We start from the raw sequence: 16,618 nt of genomic DNA, 5'->3' as shown, positions 1-16,618 counted from the left end.
CGTTGATGGAGGTCCAGCATGCCCCTCGTGCAAGAAGGGCAGCAGTTGGCCAACTGCTTCCGTCCGCGACCGGTATCTGTTGCTGAGGTGGGCGCACTGATAAGGATGCGAGATCCGCAGTTCAACACAGAAAATATCAGGCCGGATCTGGAGAAAATGTCAGTCAACAGTGATATCAGGGCCCACTATCAAGGTGTAAAAAAAGGACGCAGGAGTGATTCTGGCCATCCTGCCGACAGGCTTTTCAAAACCTCTTCAGGGACGAGGGCGAGGTACGAACCTTATGTTCCTGTGGTTCATGGTATTTGGGTATTAGAGTACGACTCTTCAGGCGGGGGCACTGTATACAAGGCGCCGCAAACATTGATTGCTCGTGCTGCGGCATTAGCTCGTCGTGAAGTCGACGCGATTGAGATAGCACCGATCGATGATGAACTCGATGGTCGAAAGCGAGTGCTGATGCAGGTTGCCATGCGCCAAGGGGCAGTTTAATTTCCGTTCGCTGATACTAGTCGCTTACGAAGAGAAATGCGCAGTCACGGGATGCTCTACGGTCGATGTGCTTGAGGCCGCCCACATCGTTCGTTATCGGGGTATCCACACAAACCGCGCTGACAATGGACTGCTTCTTAGGTCGGACATTCACACACTGTTCGATCTGGGACGCCTCTGGATTGACCCAGGCACTATGACTGTTCGTCTCGCTCGTGATATGCGTGATAGCGACTATGGGAAGTATGAAGGAATTAAGATCGCGCTGCCAAAATCTGTAAATGATTGGCCGAACCCTGAGCATCTGGCCAGACACATTCATGATTTAGAAACTCCAAAAGAGAAGTGATTTTTCCCGGTGACTGGTAGGGAGATAATCTCGAATGTCCGCTTCTGGCTGTGGGTTCAAGAGGCGGATGCATAGGAGCTATTGGGTCTGCAGCGAGAGTTTGTGCTGGTTTCTTCAGGGGGACTGCTAACAAAATATGAACCCATTTGGCCGTTTATAGCTATTCAGCGTCCTCCGGCCAAGGTTTTTCGCTGCCTAAGACTACAGGCTGCTTCTGGCCGTTTTTGCCCGTCGCGAAGGACGGCAACCGACCCAAAGCGGCCTCTTGCGAAAGGCAGCTAACGGCCGTTCTATGCCGGTCATGGCAACGAAACGTAATGGTCGAATACGATGCAAATGACTGCTCATGTCGAATGCAAATGGGTGGTCAAGTCTGCGCGATTGCCCACTTGCCAACCTCCGCCAGAATGATGTTAATGTGCCTTCCTATCAAAGATGGCATAGGCAGGGACTCTTATGCACAGTGACATCGAAGTACCCAATGCGCTTGGGAGCATCATCCTTTGAGCACCCTTCCGACAGCGAGTGATCGTCAGAGTGCAGTACGCCTTCTCGCCTGTATAGATGCGGCGTCTACGCAAGTAATGGACTCATCCTGGGGGGAGGATGTTGTAGCAACCCTCCGCGCCCAATCTCGCCTCCAGGCCCTGGATTTCTGGATGCGGAACCCCGATTACCTTGCCAACGAACTATTGAATGAGTTCGAGGTAACTGGCGACCCAAATTCAATAAAACTGGCGCAACAGATACTTGATTCCCGCGAGCCCGATTTGCGCCGTCTTCCAATGGTTCGTTTTCTATTTGGCGCCTTCGAGCCGCTGGACAATGCGTTGTCCATTCTTCGGGCAGCTGAGTTCATCAGGATTAAACGCCAAGGCACTCCAGGCAACATACAAGAGCACATCTACCTACTTACCACCAAAGGCCGGGATGCAATAAAAGCACTATCGGCGATGGCTGAAGAACTCGCCTGGTATAGAGACCGAGCAACAGTCGTCGCCAGGGTCGCTGCCGATACGGGCGGCAAGGCCCTCAAAGATCGCCAATACCTTCAGGCCGAGTACGCCAACACCGAACTCAAGCATGTCATCGCTCCTATTACAGAACGTGTTCGCATTCGTCTGGACGTACTACTGCAAGGAAATGCTGCATGACCATGAGTTGGATTGAGACGGTCGCCGATGGCGCCGGCCTGCCAGTTGCAGAAGCAGAAGTAATGCTTCAGCAACGCAGAATCTTCGGAGATCGGCCAGCGCGCCCGACACCCACCCTAACGATTTCAGACGTGGCGTTCAAAGGCGAAAAGCAAGGCAAATTCAAAGGCTCAATTGACTTTAGCTGGTCCAATCTGGGACCAGGAGTCTGGGCAGTTGCCAGTCACGGCAGCTCGGGAAAATCCAACTTGGTCGGCAAATCAAGTGTGCTTGAAATAATTCTATGGAGCCTGCGAGGGGACGCCAAAGCGCTTCAGGATGATGTACGAAGCTGGTTGTCCTGGGTAAATGTCTCCTTCAAGTTGGATGATCGTCAGTACGCTGTCGAATTTGAGGTACTGAGCAAAAAGCCCAATGGGGCCCTGAAAAGGTTGCGTCCCGATGGAACATTTGATGATGTCGACCGATTCAGCAGCGACGAAGGGTTCGCTGCTGCAATGTCTCGATTCATGATGAGTACCTTTGACCTTGAGCCTATCTCTTCCCGAAAGGACAACGATGAAGGCGGGATTACGGTATCCCACGGATGGACAGCCCTTTCCGGCGCACTCTACTTTGGAGGAGACCACAAAGCCCTATTAGGCGATGTCCTCATGGCAGGACTACCTGGACGCATGCTTCAGCTCTATATAGGCCTGCCTTGGGCTAGTACTGTTATGCAGGCTGGAACTGCGAAAAAAGAAGTGGAGCAGCAGCTTACCTACGCGAACCGAAACCACTCCGCCCGAAATGATGGAGCATCTGACTCAAGGGAGCGTATTACTAAACGGCTTGATAACGCGCGCCTCAAACTCTCATCAGCAGCTGATAACAGCGCGACGGCAGAGTCTTTAGATCGACTAGCTTTTGACCTAACTGAGCAGTCCAAACTTGCAGCAAACCTCGAGCAGCTATCTGCCCGTTCGGACTTAGATCTCGCCACGTTAAGAAGCATTGCAGACCAAGACGAGCGCGCACTCCGAGATCTACGTGAGAACGTCATAACAACCGCTTTCTTCAATGGCCTGGAACCAACTTGCTGCCCTCGCTGCGAAAAATCTGTACCCAAAGAGCGGATAAAACGCGAAGCCACAGACCTGAATTGCTCTCTCTGTTCCGAACCCATAACCCATGATCAGCAGGACGATAGCTCGGATGCACTTGAAGCCGCAGAATCCCGTGCCAAAGCCTCCCGGCAAGCGTTCCGCGAGGCGAAGGAGAATGCTAAGGAAGCGAAAAGCGAGGCAAAACTAGCAATAGAAAAACTGGTCTCTACGCAGGCAAAACTGGTAGCGGTGAGCGCCAGCAACCCGTTTCGACTACAACGAGAAGCAGAACTTGTTGTAGCTCGACTCGAAGGTGCTCTACAAGAATACACCGCTGCCGCCCCTGCTCCAGTACCGCCCCGCGATGCTTCGTTGATCGATATCGCACTGAAGGAAGCAAAAAAAGCATTTGATGCCAGGAAAGGTGAGCTTATGGATGCGCTCAACGAAGAAATACTTCGCCTTGCCAACGAATTTGGTGCGCTTGGGCTGGAGGCAGTTGACCTTGGGTCTGATGCAAGAATGAGCGTACTCAAAGGCGGCCAACGATCGTGGTTCAGCAAACTTACGACTGGTGAACGCCTCAGACTGCGTATCGCCACGGCCATAGCGTTACTGAGAGTTGGCCAAAAACTCGGCGTCGGCCGGCATCCCGGCTTGCTGATCATTGACTCTCCAGGCTCTGAAGAGACCAGCGAAAGTGACCTCGCCAAACTGCTCAGCGAACTTCGGCGTGTCGCCGGTGAAACCACGGGCTTACAGATATTTGTCGCCAGTGCGAATGCACCTGCAGTGATCTCAGCGCTAGGGGACAAACAATGTCGCGTCGCGCCGGAAGGCGGCTATGTCTGGTAAGAGTTCGTCTGTTCTAAGCGTCATTGAAGTGCATCTGCAGACGGATGCACCTTTAACCATTGCCTCGTTCGGCGGCCTCAAATCGCTCATGGATCAGGCTGACATCCTGGTTGCAGCGCCATATCTTGATGTGATCGCCCAACTGACAAGCGACTCATCGCCGGAGGATTCTTCCCAACTGGACAAGTTGCTGCTGCGAGGCTTTGCCGAAGGTCAAGATCCGTCTGCTTTTCGCGCCGCGACCGGTACGGTAATCCATGACATTGCGCTCCGCAGTCGAGTGCGCAGGCAACTGACCGGCGTGCTGGAAAAGCGTATCGAAATGCAATCAACCCCCAAAGATGCATTAGTCGCGGCCTATTCATTGGAGGCGCTATTTCGACTTGCCCTTACAGGCGCTATCTCCAAATTCATCCCGCTAAAGATCCTAGCGTGCATCACTCCTAGCGCAGACGGATTGTTCGCACAACACGCTGCAAAGCTGGCCGGGGCCGCTTTCCACATATGGGCGGAGGATGATCTGCTTACAACTTTGGATAATCTGCGAAAAGTAGAGGATGCCGAAGGCGAAGCTTCTTTTGAACTGGCGCTCGCCAAGATCTCCCAGGCTCTGAATTCTGAAGTCTATGACCATGTACTAATGTATTTGGATACAGCTAAAGGGCTTCTTCGCAATGCGCGACTAGCAGATGAAGATCGCGCTGACGCAGCGGCGTACGAAGCCGTGATCGACATTATTCAAGGTTTCTCCAAAGGGAGCGCAGGACATCTAATCAGCGGTAGCGTTGATATCCTTATCCAATCCGTTTCCGATCACAACCGTCAACTGGGAAACCAATTACTCCCAGAATGGCTAGTTGGAAGAACGGATCGAGAAATTCAGTGGGTGCGCCTGACTAGGTCAGTTCAACAAGCTGCCAAGGATCTGACACGCCCTAGCTGGCTCAAAGCCTGGTCTGTCATCGAGAACCTGCTGGCGGTGTATGACGCAGACCGTTCCCTCAGCACCATGGGAGGGCTCGGCCTGCTCCTTAGACCACGAATAGAATCCAGCTTCGTAAAAGAACGAGGTCAATTAGCCCATCTTGACGATCTATTGTCCGGTTCCAACTGGGATCCTGATCAACAGAGCACCGCGAGTGCGTTACGCCATCGTGTCACACAGATGTCGGAGGTCAATGCCTCATTGGATGGTTTAATGACGGAAGAAAATTACCCCATTCTCTGTGAGCTGCTCAAAAGCAATGAGCTGCCATCGGAATGGTCAGACGAGGCACTGCGCACTGTTGAAATAGCATTGAGTCAGCGTCGCGTCACTTCCCGAGACATTAGCAATCCAATTGTCCAGCGACTCCTCAAAAACACTTCCGATAATCTAGTACGCTGCCAGGACTACGGGGGCGAAGTCCGTGATCACTTCGATGAATTGCTCCTGCAAGTACTCCTTTTTTGCCACAACCGACAAGACGCCGGACTCAAGGAACTACAAGATCTGGGTAGGTATCTACGTGATCCCGATGCAACTGAATTCAACCTACAAAGAGACTTGTGGCAATGGCTGTGCGGCAACTACCCTCACGCCGATATCAAGACGGAGGTTGAGGGGGTCGCAACAGGACGAGCAGACATTTACGTTACCTTCGGTGCATTCCGTATCGTCTTTGAGATGAAACGGCACCATGGGCATCTAGATCGAACATCAGCGAAAAGCTATTGTAATCAAGCCGTCAGCTACCAAAACACCAATGTGAAGCTCGGCTTCTTGGGAGTCTTGGAAATCGCTGAGCGCAACGGACCACCTCCTAGTCTCGAGGAGTGCGTGTGGTATGAGTCCGTAGTACCAGAAGGTAGCGAAGTTGTTCGTCATCTTGTCGTTTTCCGAGTCCCAGGAAATCTCAAACCACCTTCGTCAATGTCCCCGAAAACTCAGAAGCCTAGAAAGAAGAAGCCTCAGGTTAAAGCCGCTCCTCAGCTCCCAGACTGAATTCTGCAATCCAACTCCTATCTGTATGTGGCCGGCCGTTAGCCGAAAAACAGATGCACTCCACTGGCATCATTTCGACGTTTAAGTCCCGCGCCCCAATTAGGGGTGGTGGCTTCAAGGGCACGCAGCAAGCCTAACAAGCATTATGACGAGAATAGGGGCAGGGATTGAGCTGCGTAATTGCATGGACTTGACCACCCATTTGCATTGCCACTGACCAGTCGAATGCATCCGTGCTGATCAACCGTTTGCATTCGACTTGACCAGCAGGTGCCTTAGTGACAACCGGCAGAGGACGGCCAATTTCTGCCAGCGCTCGAGTGCTTGATTGCGGGAGAAAGGTGGCAAGCAACATGCAATGCCCTGCCATCGCTCACCGAGCTGATAAATTAATACGCCTCCCAGGTGACTAGCTCGTAGAATTCTGACGCCGTTGAAATGAAGCGAACACGCCAAAAAGCGCTGCGAGCCCACCAAAAGCCATAAGCCACGAGAACACAAGTAATAACTTAATAAGACTAACAGAGTGCGCGGACCAAACCTTATCTGTATCATACTGCGCAGAAGCAAGCAGAGTTGATAGCTCACCAGGACAAACGCTGACTGGTTTAAATGCTGCCTCCGAAATTATAGCTATAGCTTTCTCCGACAAGCCACAACCTAATACGACTCTAGTAGCCCTATTCGGGATCTGATACACAAATACGGCATTTAAAGTTGCATAAACTGCGCTCATAAAAAAGATAATTATTGCCAGACAAGCAATTACGCGATTCGCTGTTGACCGATTTGCGTGAGATAGCAATTGATAAACAACAATTAAGATAACCAGCTCTGCCAAAGAAGTAATCACCGCGATACCGCTTGGCCAAGGTGGTGTGTAGCCACCCAATCCAGCTAGGATGGGCAATAGTACTAATCCTCCAACCGCCACTAATGCAATTTTTTTTACTTCACGTACGATATTAAAAAAATCATCCATCCCTGTTTTCTGATTGCGTATCATTTTAATTGGTATCCTCTTTTTGTTTTTAAATTATACCAAAAAGTTTGCTATCCTAAGGACACCTTTGTGGGAGGCACAACTTTTTTTCGCGCTGCTGATTTACTGTTAACTTATCACGCACTACGTTTCCGTTCGACCATTCAATGCTGTATCGGTAAGTTCCAACGAGGCCTATATCTTTCGAGCCGATTACGGACCAGCCTTGGCACTTCATGTCCCATGGATCTACATGTAAGGCCTCACAAAGCTGGGCATCAATATCACTGATCATTCGGAGCTTACCTCCAGGTGGAATTATTTCAACATCATAACTAGTCTCGCCAGCTCCACATCCTTCTTCCACGCCCACCAGTATTGGGAACTTAACTTGTTGGCTTGTTGGAAGTGAATGCACATAGAGATTCCAACTACCAGCAAAGGCTCGCTCCAGCTTGGCGCTAGTCTTGTCATTATCTATGTCGTTCGACGTTCCCAATCCAGTCTCAAGTCCGTTTTTTTTAATTTTAATTGGCATATTTATTCTTCTCTGTATATTTTTTAATATAGCTCCATTCATGGCGTTAAATTGTTTTTCTAGTATTGAATTAGGTACTCCATATTTTCTTGCTATCTCGTGCAAAAAATAAAGATGCCCTATACGTGACTTTGTCCAAGCCCACTGCCCCTCCGTCTCAATCTCAGTTACCGGAAACATCCCTAATTGACAACCTGTACTTATATCTATTAAACATTGTGATTTAGAATCGACCTCTCTATACTTTCCCGAAGGGGATAAAATTTCTACCTTGCCTAGATTATATCCGGTTTGTGCAAAACTATTATCACTGCAGTCAAGTTTTGGCATTTCTGTTTTGTCAGTGTTCTGGATAAACTGACGTTGCAACTCATTATAGATGAGAGCCTTCTTGCCAGGCTCAGGAGAAGCAACTAATTCTTTAGCATTGCCTAAAATAGGAAACAAAGCGGATAACAAAACTGTATATATAGTCAGTTTTGATACGCCTTCACCATGCGGACTCATAGCATTCTCCATTGTAAAAAACAAAGTGACTGCACAGTTAAGTATTAAATAATATAGTTCATAAATCTCTAGAATTTGGGAGATTTTATTTTTAATTTTTGTCAAAACACCTTCTACGATGCATCACCTCAGGCGTGACCGTCGCTACCAGTCGCATAGGGGAGCGTAGCCTTGAGGGACACGCCTGAGGCGAGGCCGTTTGAACCAACGTTTCGTCTTCTTGGGTAAACACATCATCCCGAGCAGGCAAAGGTCTTTTGCAAACAAGCTTTGATCTGCGATGTGGCAAACCGATCTGAATATTCAACCCTGCGCACATCGGCATTCGGATCGAGCGAACCGATCCCTTGTTACCTGACTACTTATTCTATGCCCTGCTCATACCGATCAGTCAGGAATGTGATAGCGTCCATTACTAATGATAAAATACGTTATCACCAATTATCTAAGGGGCGTGATCGATGACGTCAAGTGAACCGTTCCGGGTTCGCGATAGCTGGGTCATTGCCGATTCTATGGTGGAGACCTACGCAGAAATTGCGGAAGAGGCTTTCGGCTGTTTTTTATTCGAGAAGGGCAATCCAATCCCTAAACCGCAATGGCCTAGCGATGCGACAGCCTACGACCAACAGGAAGCCAGAAAAAACGTGGCTGGCATTAAAACCATCGTGTTTTCTGCGATGGCTCTCGAAGCGGCGGCCTATGAATTTGCGCTCATCCAGCTGGGTGAGCCTCTGGCGAAAACGTATCTGGACAAGCTGGATGTGGTAGGCAAATGGGTTGTCATCCCACGGCTGGTGTGTGGTCGATCCCTGCGCGAGGATGGCCCAGCCATTAATGGGCTTAAAGGACTGGTAGCGGCACGTAACGCGCTGGTCCATCACAAAACCAAAGAATGGGACCGTGCGGGCAAGGCTGAAAAAGCCATGAGGCAGCGGTGGGCATCCTTCGAAGCAGATCAGGTGCCTAATGCATTCAAAACGCTGATTTTGCTTTCATTGGAATTGAATGCGGTGCTGGAGACCGATGGGCCGCTCCCACCTTTTGAGGATAGTTGGATCCACGCCACCCCACGCAATTCGCTGGTAGAGCAAGTGGTACATCGGTGCCGCGAGGTTCATCGGAATAACTGGCGAGGGGTTTGACGTGACGGGACTTATTACCCAGCAGGAACGCCGGCTAACCGCTGCAGAATTTCATCACCTAGCCGCCGTGCCGGCGGCGGTCGAGTGGTTTGCCAACATCGACAACCCACGCACGCGCCGTGCGTACCAGAATGATCTGCAGGACTTCTGCAGCTTTGTCGGACTGTCTGCAGCGGAGGAGTTTCGCGCCGTGACCCGCTCCCACGTTTTAGCCTGGCGCGCCCAGCTGGAGCAGCGCAAGCTGGCTGGATCAACGATCCGGCGCAAACTGGCGGCCTTGGCCAGCCTGTTCGATCACCTGCTGGAAAACAATGCGGTCGCCGGCGGCAACCCCGTGCATGGCGTAAAGCGGCCCAAGATCGAAACCAACGAAGGAAAAACGCCAGCATTAGGTGATCACCAGGCCAAGGCCCTGCTCGATGCCCCCAATCCAGCAACCCTCAAAGGGCTCCGTGATCGCGCGATCCTTGCTGTGCTGCTCTATCACGGCTTGCGTCGTGAAGAGGCGGCACAACTGATGGTCAGCGATATTCAGGAGCGCCGAGGTATCAAGCATCTACAGATCCACGGTAAGGGCGGAAAATTGCGCTACCTGCCGCTGCACCCAGTCGCCGCAGAACGCATCCATGCCTACCTGCAGGTTTCAGAAAAGCACCAGGCAGACGGCAAGGCGCCGCTCTTTATGCCGCTGCGCGGTCTTCAGACCGGCGCCGGTATCACCGCCAATGGTATCTATGCGATGGTCGGAAGTTACGCCAAAGCGGCAGGCATCGAGGTCGCCGGCTTGGGCGTGCATGGCCTGCGGGCAACAGCAGCGACTAACGCCCTGGAGCACGAGGCAGACATAGCCAAGGTCCAGGCCTGGCTCGGGCACGCCAGTATCAGCACAACCCGGATCTATGACCGTAGGCAGCTGCGAGCGGAAGACTCCCCTACGTACAGGGTCAAATACTAAGACCTATTATCAGATTCGAAACTATCTGGCAGGCTTCACCGAGATAACCTCAATGTATTTGAATTTCTTGCGTGCAGCCTTCGTTGCCTCTAGCTCCGCCTGGAGCGTGCTCAACGTATCCGCTTCATGGATGAACATTTCAGTCTCACCTTCGAACTCATTGCCGACCCGCAGGGTGACTTTCATTCTTGGAATCCTCGACTTGCGTGGCGTCCCTTTCGCTACCGCTTGCGGCGGTATTACGGCAATGGTGGTGGGTTCTTCCTGAGCTTGCTGTACGGATGACAGAGCAGGCACCCCTGCCGGCCCAAATAACGCCTGGCGCATTTCTTCTTCAGTCAGTCCTGCGATCATATCTATTCGTCCAGGCAGTGTTTACGCCGAAGGTGGTCGCTCAGATGTGAGATGCGCTTCTGCACGATTGTTAGCTGCGCGTCTCGAATCCCAAAGTCGTCAGGTGCCGTGCTGATTTCGATTTCAGCAGCTTCCTTAAGCGCGGAAAGCAAAATGACATTTTTTTTACTAGGCCGGCGACAGGCCTGGCCGCTGCTGACCTGCTAGCTTTATCGGAAAGCTCCTGCAGAACAAAGCCGAGCGTAATTGGTGGGAGCTTGGTGAGACAAAGTTGTTCCTCACAAGCATCCAGACTCGGCATATTGCAGAAACCCAAGACAACGGGAGCGCTTAAGATGCAAGACATTAACATTGGAAGACGCCACGTCCTACTCGAAGCTACCTTTGTCGGCTTAGCCGCAATGCTTCCTATCGCTGGAATGGCGCAGCAGTCAGGTTCCGCCGCATCGTTGAAGTTACCATCAACCGACATTGGCAAATATCATCGAAAATTCTTAATCGAGACTACTCTACTGTTGAACGCTCAAACTCTGTTCACTGAGAAAGCCTTTGATGTGCAGATTGACCGTCTTGTGAAGAATGGGATCATCGATGAGGGCAATGCCGACATCCTCAAAGCGTTCAGCAGGAGACTGCTAAGCGGTCAAGCGTTCGAAGAGATTTTTCATGACTTACAATCAATTGCAGAGAAACTCAAGGGTGCCAATAACGAAGTTGCGGCGGCGATCGGTAGCATTGTTGAAGATAGTCTTCTCTACGTTCAGGAGTTCGGTAAGAAACTTGATAATAAAGATTTAGCATTAGTGATCGCCCATGACTTCCAAGGCGCTATAAGCGGCGCGGTGCTCGGGGCTGAGCTAGGTGTGATCATAGCGGGTCTTGGAGCCATCCCTGGTGCAGTGTTCGGAGCGCTAGCGGGAGCAGCGGCCTCCTCCACTATTGGTGCCTTAGGGCCGAAATAGCCCCCATTGGCACGCCCACATCTAATTAGCAGGTAGTTTGGCGCTTGACTGTTCGAAATTGGATGCTAGAGAGGAAGTGTCAAATCGAAACACGTTGGACCCTTATTGTCGATGTGCAGGCAAAATTCACCTTTACCGGAGTCGGGATCTATCAGCCAGTAAGCCGTCTTGCCGTTCCGGTAAGGTGTATCTCTCAAAGCTTCAATAGGAGCCTTGACGACTCGGTAGTGGGCAAGGTCTCCTCTTGGCCGCTTGCTGCCAGGCACGAAGGGCAGAATTCATCCCAAAGTGTAAAAAACACTTTCGTAACCGCGAAAGCGCCGTCGGCTCAGGGCTGGGACACGGTTTATAGGGAATTATAGAGCGACTATAGAGCGATTATAGGATGAAGTGAGGATGGCCATTTCTGGCAGTTTTCCGTCTCCGCCGATCTGCTGAAATCGACCCAAAGCTGCTCTCGGCGGCGTGCCGCAGCCGGCTGACGGTTAGCATTGATAGCGGTCGCGAACCACCCGATCGTAATAAGCTCCCACGGATCCGGCATTCATCAACCCTTGATGCACCTCAGGGGGCACACCGCAAAAGTCATAGGCTCTACCTTGCTTAAACGCGATCTTCATTCGGCGAGTTGCTGAGTCGTAACCGACAGCCGTGATAGCCGAAGATCGAACAGGTACCATTTGCATGACTTTCACTCTCCCATGTGTGGCCATATTGGGTGAGATGATGGCAGTTGAGCCCTTGCTTTCATAGCCATCGCAATCTGCGGCCGCAGCATAGACGCAAGAGCGGCTTATGGCCGATTGCTATCGGTCGCATATGCATCGGCGTAGGATATCGATCAATTCATCGGCCGAGAGTAGAGCGAGTGCCCAATGAGTGAATCAGTGCAGATGACTGTGAGATGCCAGGATCCGGGCGATGGCAGCGGAGACCTCATAATCGATCTTCCTCCGGATGTCCTGGCGGCCATGAACATTGGTCTCGGTGATTCACTGAGCATCGAGTTGGTTGACGGATCGATAGTGCTTAAGCCAAGCCGCGTTGGTGATACGAAATCCTGAGACCGGTATTGGCCAACTGCGGTAGGTCATAGAGACATTCGGCCGAAAATGGATAAGCAGGCGAGTGGCTAGACCTCTAGACTTACAGCGCTATCACTCAACCATGAATGAGTTCGTACGCTTCAGAGTGCAAATGCCATAGCTAGGCATGCGCCCCTGCCCTCACCCCCAAAGGTCATCATGATCAATCTTCGTTTGCAGCAGATTCTCCCGCAAGTGATTGAAGCTGTGGAGCGAGTAGGTGTTCTACTGGCAAGCGAATACGCCCGCCCAAGTGGCCGGAGAGGGTCAGGAGACAAAGCCGAGATAGATGTTGAAATCGAGGTTTTGCTTCGCGCGGAACTGCTGGCAATTCTAAGCTGTGATTGGTGGGGCGAAGAGACCGGCCATGTACTTTCTGGAGACCCTTTCTGTTGGGTCGTCGACCCGAACGATGGCACCAGCGACTTTTTGAGAGGCCTCAAAGGCTCGGCGATATCTGTTGGCTTGCTCCATGACAGCCAACCCGTGCTTGGGGTGGTGCATGCACCGGTCGCTGTATCGGGTATTTCCGACTGCATTGCGTGGGCAGAGGGTATGGATCACCTTGTGAGAAATGGCCACCGCATCGCCGCCGATCTCTCAGATCAACTGCTCACAGAGAAGACGACTGTAATGGTTAGCGCTGCGGCTGATGACAAACCCAAAATCAACAGTCAGTTGTGCGCGCCGGCGGCATTCCACGCTATGCCATCGATTGCTTATCGGCTTGCGAAGGTTGCCGCCGGCGATGGGGTGCGGTTGCTCGCTTTATCCGGTTTCTGCACATGATGTTGTGGCCGGGCATGCGTTGCTGATTGGCGCAAAGGGGGTAATGGTTGATGAAAATGGAGCCCCAGTTCGGTACACCACAGAGGACACCATGACACGGGTGTCAGGGAGAGTATTTGGGGGTTCGGCCAGCGCATGTTTCGAATTGAGTAAGCGCGATTGGAGCAGGCTGTTCAAATAAACATCCAGTTTGATTACGACCAGATTGAAGCAAGTCTCACACCTTACGCGATGAATCCGGTTGCCACTTATGCAGCAACAACTGATCGATTTCACTCGCCCACTGCGTCGGCAGGCGGCCATAAGCCGTAATTTGCGCCGTATTGGATGCCAAATCAAAGCACCTCAAGGCAAATAATACACTACGTCAATGCCGACCATAACGCTGAAGACACGCACATCATTTGCCGCCAGGTAGTCGCCGACGCGGGCCCTGCTAACTCAAGCGATGGTGATACGAGGTCTTCATAGAGTCCCGCGAGGTTTGCTCAAAGATACGCCGAGCAACCTCCGCCTATTGCTTCGCGGTCAACTGCACCCCTTTCGTCACTGCTGCAGCATTGAACCTGGGTAAAGGGTATCGACCCCTTCTAGGCACGCTTGACGATCTATTTTGCAATATCCTCAGGAACGGCTTTCGCGCCGGGGAAATCGCGGCTCATCGGGGTATCGATCAGCCTTGGTAACACCGCCATAACCTGCACTGCAGAACTGGCCAGCTCTGCTCGCAGGCATTCGGTCAGCCGCAAACCTGCTGCCCTTGGAGCCGCAGAGAGAATCCATCGCTGGCAACGCTGCCTGGGCCAGAATCGACACCGCGTTAACCAAACCGAGGAAACACCAATGGGCGAGTGTTTCATTGCTAACGATGGTCGCCTCGTAGACGCTTACTCGACGGCTGCAAGGACAGTATGAATAGCAACTGTACTAAAGTTCGCGAGTTTATGTAGATGACATAAACTTGCTAACTTTAGTACAAATGGCCCATGTTAAGCCATTGCGCAGCTGCCCCTGCCATGACCAACGGGATGCTAAAGCGCTAGCAGGTATTGCCGGTAAGGGTACTTGGTGAGAATCCCCGTATGCGTCCGGCCAAGTCATCTACCCAACCCCGCAATGCTTGGACATGGTGTGCACTTAAATTTAAGTGGGCACCAGTTCTAGCCTTTTAAGCGGGTATTTCATGCAGCCAACACGCCGTTCCTATTCCAAATCCTTCAAGGCTCAGGTCATTCAAGAGTGCGCCCAGCCCGGCGCTTCAATCGCCAGTATCGCCCTCGGCCATAGCCTCAACGCTAACCTCGTCCACAAATGGATTCGGGTGCAAGCGCAGAAAAACACGGCGCTTCAAACTGCATTCATCCCATTGCCTATGCAAACAACGGCGCACAGATCTTCATCGAATATCAGCGTTGAGATTCTGCACCCGCGCGGCACCGTCAAAGTGAACTGGCCAACCAATAGTGCTGCTGCCTGCGCCGCTTTCCTTCGAGACCTGTTGCGATGATCCGCATCGACGCCATCTGGCTCGCCACTGAGCCCATGGACATGCGCGCCGGTACCGAGACCGCGCTGGCCAGAGTGATCGCGGTCTTCGGTGCGGCGAAGCCGCACTGCGCTTATCTGTTTGCCAATCGCCGGGCCAATCGCATGAAAGTGCTGGTACACAATGGGATTGGTGTTTGGCTGGCCGCACGTCGCTTGAACCAGGGCAAGTTTCACTGGCCAAGCCTTCGACAAGGCAGCGAAATGCAGTTGGATACCGAACAACTTCAGGCCTTGGTACTCGGTCTACCTTGGCAACGTGTTGGCGCTGGCGGTGCAATCATGCTGCTTTAAAAACTGTAATTAGCGTGTTGGCTGGCTGTCGTCAGTGGTCTGCTTTGGTAAAATCTACGGCTTGACTTCCTCGCCCAATCTCGATCAAATGACTCCCGACCAACTGCGTGCATTCGCTGCGCAGTTGCTGTCGCAAGTCGAGACCATGGGCAAGACAGTTGAAACCATGAGCAAGAAGATCAACCGCGATCAAACGGTGATCGAGAAGCTGACCCACGAGATCGCACAACTTAAGCGTTTGAAGTTTGCCAAGCGCAGCGAGCAGTTGAATCCTGAGCAGGCCAGCCTGCTTGATGACCTGATCGATACCGATATCGCAGCGATTGAGGCCGAGCTTCAAGCCTTGCAAATAGCGCCAGTGGCGACTGAGAAAAAGCAAAAGCCCAAGCGCACTGCATTGCCGGCAGAATTCCCACGCACGTTGATCCATCACGAACCGGATAACATCCACTGTCCATGCGGCTGCGCACTCAAGCGCATCGGTGAAGATGTCAGCGAAAAGCTGGACTACACGCCGGGCGTATTTACCGTTGAGCGCCATGTTCGTGGCAAGTGGGTTTGCGATGACTGCGAAACGCTGATCCAGGCACCCGTTCCGGCGCAGGTCATCGACAAGGGCATCCCGACTGCCGGGTTACTTGCCCACGTCATGATCGCGAAGTTCGCTGACCATCTGCCGCTTTACCGTCAGGAATCGATCTTTGGTCGTGCCGGCTTGGCGATTCCACGCTCCACTTTGGCTCAATGGGTGGGCGTTACGGGCGTGCAGTTGCAGCCCCTGGTCGACGCCCTACGTGACGTCGTGATCGGGCAGCAGGTCGTGCACGCGGATGAAACACCTGTGCAGATGCTTGCTCCGGGCTCGAAGAAAACCCACCGTTCTTATGTTTGGGCGTACGCCACCAGCCAGTTCTGCGAAACAGCCGCTGTCGTCTATGACTTCAGCCCCAGCCGCGCCGGTGAGCATGCTCGCAACTTCCTGCAAGACTGGAGAGGTAAGCTGGTCTGCGACGATTTTGGCGGTTATAAGGCCAGCTTCGAACTCGGCGTGACCGAGATCGGCTGCATGGCCCACGCCCGGCGCAAGTTCTTCGAGTTGCACGCAACGAACAAGAGCCAGATCGCCGAGCAGGCGCTGCGCTACATCCAGTTATTGTACGAAATCGAGAGCGAAGTGCGTGACCTGGAGCCGGATTTACGGTGCCGAATCCGGCAAGAAAAAGCCGTGCCGGTGATGGATCGGCTGCATGCCTGGATGATCGCCCAGCGTGATCTTGTGCCCGAAGGTTCGGCTATCAGCAGAGCACTCGATTACAGCCTCAAACGCTGGGCAGCGCTGTCGCGCTATCTCGATGACGGGGCGGTGCCCATAGATAATAACTGGGCAGAAGTGCGACACGAAGTCGCTTACAGAAGTTGTTCCCCTTTGAGGGAACCACCCGTGTCACCGGGTGAATCTAGAAGGCTGAATCAAGAGCGCCTTCGACAATGTGACGAGGCATCGCAAGGTGCTGGGTACTAATCGTGAGAGGCGTACCCTTCT

General features: G+C 52.4%; 15 protein-coding genes and 3 pseudogenes. 14 read left to right on the top strand and 4 right to left on the bottom strand.

Features of this window, described 5'->3' with window-relative positions:
• Positions 1–18: 18 nt before the first annotated feature.
• The 6 genes and pseudogenes from AFK24_RS09285 (at position 19) to AFK24_RS09265 (ending at position 5,919) form a co-directional block, all read left to right on the top strand.
• Positions 19–492 (top strand): hypothetical protein, encoded by a 474-nt coding sequence (locus AFK24_RS09285; RefSeq protein ID WP_065832966.1) that lies wholly within the window; start codon positions 19–21, stop codon positions 490–492.
• Positions 467–667 (top strand): annotated as a pseudogene (locus AFK24_RS31995) (HNH endonuclease); the annotation flags it as partial. The gene AFK24_RS09285 and the pseudogene AFK24_RS31995, both read left to right, overlap by 26 nt.
• Positions 668–688: 21 nt before the next feature.
• On the top strand, positions 689–841 hold the full coding sequence (locus AFK24_RS31540; RefSeq protein WP_240500366.1) for a hypothetical protein: 153 nt from the start codon (positions 689–691) through the stop codon (positions 839–841).
• Between the two features lie 659 nt (positions 842–1,500).
• A complete protein-coding gene (locus AFK24_RS09275; RefSeq protein WP_240500365.1) occupies positions 1,501–1,995 on the top strand; it encodes a hypothetical protein in 495 nt (164 codons plus the stop codon).
• Positions 1,992–3,935 (top strand): hypothetical protein, encoded by a 1,944-nt coding sequence (locus AFK24_RS09270; protein ID WP_065832963.1) that lies wholly within the window; start codon positions 1,992–1,994, stop codon positions 3,933–3,935. The genes AFK24_RS09275 and AFK24_RS09270 overlap by 4 nt, the downstream gene beginning before the upstream one ends.
• Positions 3,925–5,919, top strand: a complete 1,995-nt coding sequence (locus AFK24_RS09265; protein WP_065832962.1) for a hypothetical protein — start codon at positions 3,925–3,927, stop codon at positions 5,917–5,919. Before AFK24_RS09270 ends, AFK24_RS09265 begins: the two co-directional genes overlap by 11 nt.
• 409 nt (positions 5,920–6,328) lie before the next feature.
• Here AFK24_RS09265 and AFK24_RS30635 read toward each other — a convergent pair whose 3' ends face one another.
• Together AFK24_RS30635 and AFK24_RS30630 are read right to left on the bottom strand one after the other, a co-directional pair.
• A complete protein-coding gene (locus tag AFK24_RS30635) occupies positions 6,329–6,925 on the bottom strand; it encodes a hypothetical protein (RefSeq protein ID WP_139110475.1) in 597 nt (198 codons plus the stop codon).
• A 52-nt stretch (positions 6,926–6,977) separates the two neighbouring features.
• Entirely contained in the window at positions 6,978–7,946 is a 969-nt protein-coding gene (locus AFK24_RS30630; protein ID WP_139110474.1) for a hypothetical protein, read from the bottom strand.
• Between the two features lie 461 nt (positions 7,947–8,407).
• Here AFK24_RS30630 and AFK24_RS09260 point away from each other — a divergent pair, with 461 nt between their 5' ends.
• Positions 8,408–9,091, top strand: coding sequence for a hypothetical protein (locus AFK24_RS09260; protein ID WP_065832961.1), 684 nt, complete (start codon positions 8,408–8,410; stop codon positions 9,089–9,091).
• A 1-nt stretch (position 9,092) separates the two neighbouring features.
• Positions 9,093–10,046: a tyrosine-type recombinase/integrase gene (locus AFK24_RS09255; RefSeq protein ID WP_065832960.1), complete on the top strand. Its 954-nt coding sequence runs from the start codon at positions 9,093–9,095 to the stop codon at positions 10,044–10,046.
• A 21-nt stretch (positions 10,047–10,067) separates the two neighbouring features.
• On the opposite strand, the gene AFK24_RS09250 is transcribed toward AFK24_RS09255, so the two are convergent.
• Entirely contained in the window at positions 10,068–10,400 is a 333-nt protein-coding gene (locus tag AFK24_RS09250; protein ID WP_065832959.1) for a hypothetical protein, read from the bottom strand.
• Positions 10,401–10,735: 335 nt separating this feature from the next.
• On the opposite strand from AFK24_RS09250, the gene AFK24_RS09245 reads away from it, so the two are divergent.
• Complete coding sequence (locus AFK24_RS09245) at positions 10,736–11,362, top strand: hypothetical protein (protein ID WP_065832958.1); 627 nt, start codon at positions 10,736–10,738, stop codon at positions 11,360–11,362.
• A 485-nt stretch (positions 11,363–11,847) separates the two neighbouring features.
• Here AFK24_RS09245 and AFK24_RS29800 read toward each other — a convergent pair whose 3' ends face one another.
• Positions 11,848–12,042 carry a KTSC domain-containing protein gene (locus tag AFK24_RS29800; protein ID WP_276204943.1) on the bottom strand — a complete coding sequence of 65 codons (195 nt, stop codon included), beginning with the start codon at positions 12,040–12,042 and terminating at the stop codon, positions 11,848–11,850.
• A 195-nt stretch (positions 12,043–12,237) separates the two neighbouring features.
• Between AFK24_RS29800 and AFK24_RS31535 the strand changes: the two genes are divergently transcribed.
• From AFK24_RS31535 to tnpC, 5 genes and pseudogenes are all read left to right on the top strand, one after another.
• Entirely contained in the window at positions 12,238–12,426 is a 189-nt protein-coding gene (locus tag AFK24_RS31535; RefSeq protein WP_065832957.1) for an AbrB/MazE/SpoVT family DNA-binding domain-containing protein, read from the top strand.
• 180 nt (positions 12,427–12,606) lie between these two features.
• Positions 12,607–13,417: pseudogene (locus tag AFK24_RS09235) on the top strand (inositol monophosphatase family protein).
• Between the two features lie 1,002 nt (positions 13,418–14,419).
• Positions 14,420–14,743, top strand: coding sequence for an IS66-like element accessory protein TnpA (gene tnpA, locus AFK24_RS09230; RefSeq protein WP_065832956.1), 324 nt, complete (start codon positions 14,420–14,422; stop codon positions 14,741–14,743).
• Positions 14,740–15,075, top strand: a complete 336-nt coding sequence (gene tnpB, locus AFK24_RS31530) for an IS66 family insertion sequence element accessory protein TnpB (RefSeq protein WP_065832955.1) — start codon at positions 14,740–14,742, stop codon at positions 15,073–15,075. Before tnpA ends, tnpB begins: the two co-directional genes overlap by 4 nt.
• A 61-nt stretch (positions 15,076–15,136) precedes the next feature.
• Positions 15,137–16,465: pseudogene (gene tnpC / locus AFK24_RS09220) on the top strand (IS66 family transposase); the annotation flags it as partial.
• Positions 16,466–16,618 lie beyond the last annotated feature (153 nt).

The sequence above is a fragment of the Pseudomonas syringae genome (assembly GCF_001698815.1).
Taxonomy (GTDB): domain Bacteria; phylum Pseudomonadota; class Gammaproteobacteria; order Pseudomonadales; family Pseudomonadaceae; genus Aquipseudomonas; species Aquipseudomonas syringae_A.
Note: the sequence above shows the minus strand (reverse complement) of the source record. Positions and strands in the feature narration are given on the sequence as shown.

Coding starts and splice junctions, on each gene's coding strand:
- AFK24_RS09270 (WP_065832963.1), top strand. CDS start 1,992: ATGACCATGAGTTGGATTGAGACGGTCGCCGATGGCGCCGGCCTGCCA.
- tnpA (WP_065832956.1), top strand. CDS start 14,420: ATGCAGCCAACACGCCGTTCCTATTCCAAATCCTTCAAGGCTCAGGTC.
- AFK24_RS09245 (WP_065832958.1), top strand. CDS start 10,736: ATGCAAGACATTAACATTGGAAGACGCCACGTCCTACTCGAAGCTACC.
- AFK24_RS30630 (WP_139110474.1), bottom strand. CDS start 7,946: ATGAGTCCGCATGGTGAAGGCGTATCAAAACTGACTATATATACAGTT.
- AFK24_RS09260 (WP_065832961.1), top strand. CDS start 8,408: ATGACGTCAAGTGAACCGTTCCGGGTTCGCGATAGCTGGGTCATTGCC.
- AFK24_RS09250 (WP_065832959.1), bottom strand. CDS start 10,400: ATGATCGCAGGACTGACTGAAGAAGAAATGCGCCAGGCGTTATTTGGG.
- AFK24_RS31535 (WP_065832957.1), top strand. CDS start 12,238: ATGAGTGAATCAGTGCAGATGACTGTGAGATGCCAGGATCCGGGCGAT.
- AFK24_RS09275 (WP_240500365.1), top strand. CDS start 1,501: ATGCGGAACCCCGATTACCTTGCCAACGAACTATTGAATGAGTTCGAG.
- AFK24_RS09265 (WP_065832962.1), top strand. CDS start 3,925: ATGTCTGGTAAGAGTTCGTCTGTTCTAAGCGTCATTGAAGTGCATCTG.
- tnpB (WP_065832955.1), top strand. CDS start 14,740: ATGATCCGCATCGACGCCATCTGGCTCGCCACTGAGCCCATGGACATG.
- AFK24_RS29800 (WP_276204943.1), bottom strand. CDS start 12,042: ATGGTACCTGTTCGATCTTCGGCTATCACGGCTGTCGGTTACGACTCA.
- AFK24_RS30635 (WP_139110475.1), bottom strand. CDS start 6,925: ATGATACGCAATCAGAAAACAGGGATGGATGATTTTTTTAATATCGTA.
- AFK24_RS09285 (WP_065832966.1), top strand. CDS start 19: ATGCCCCTCGTGCAAGAAGGGCAGCAGTTGGCCAACTGCTTCCGTCCG.
- AFK24_RS31540 (WP_240500366.1), top strand. CDS start 689: ATGACTGTTCGTCTCGCTCGTGATATGCGTGATAGCGACTATGGGAAG.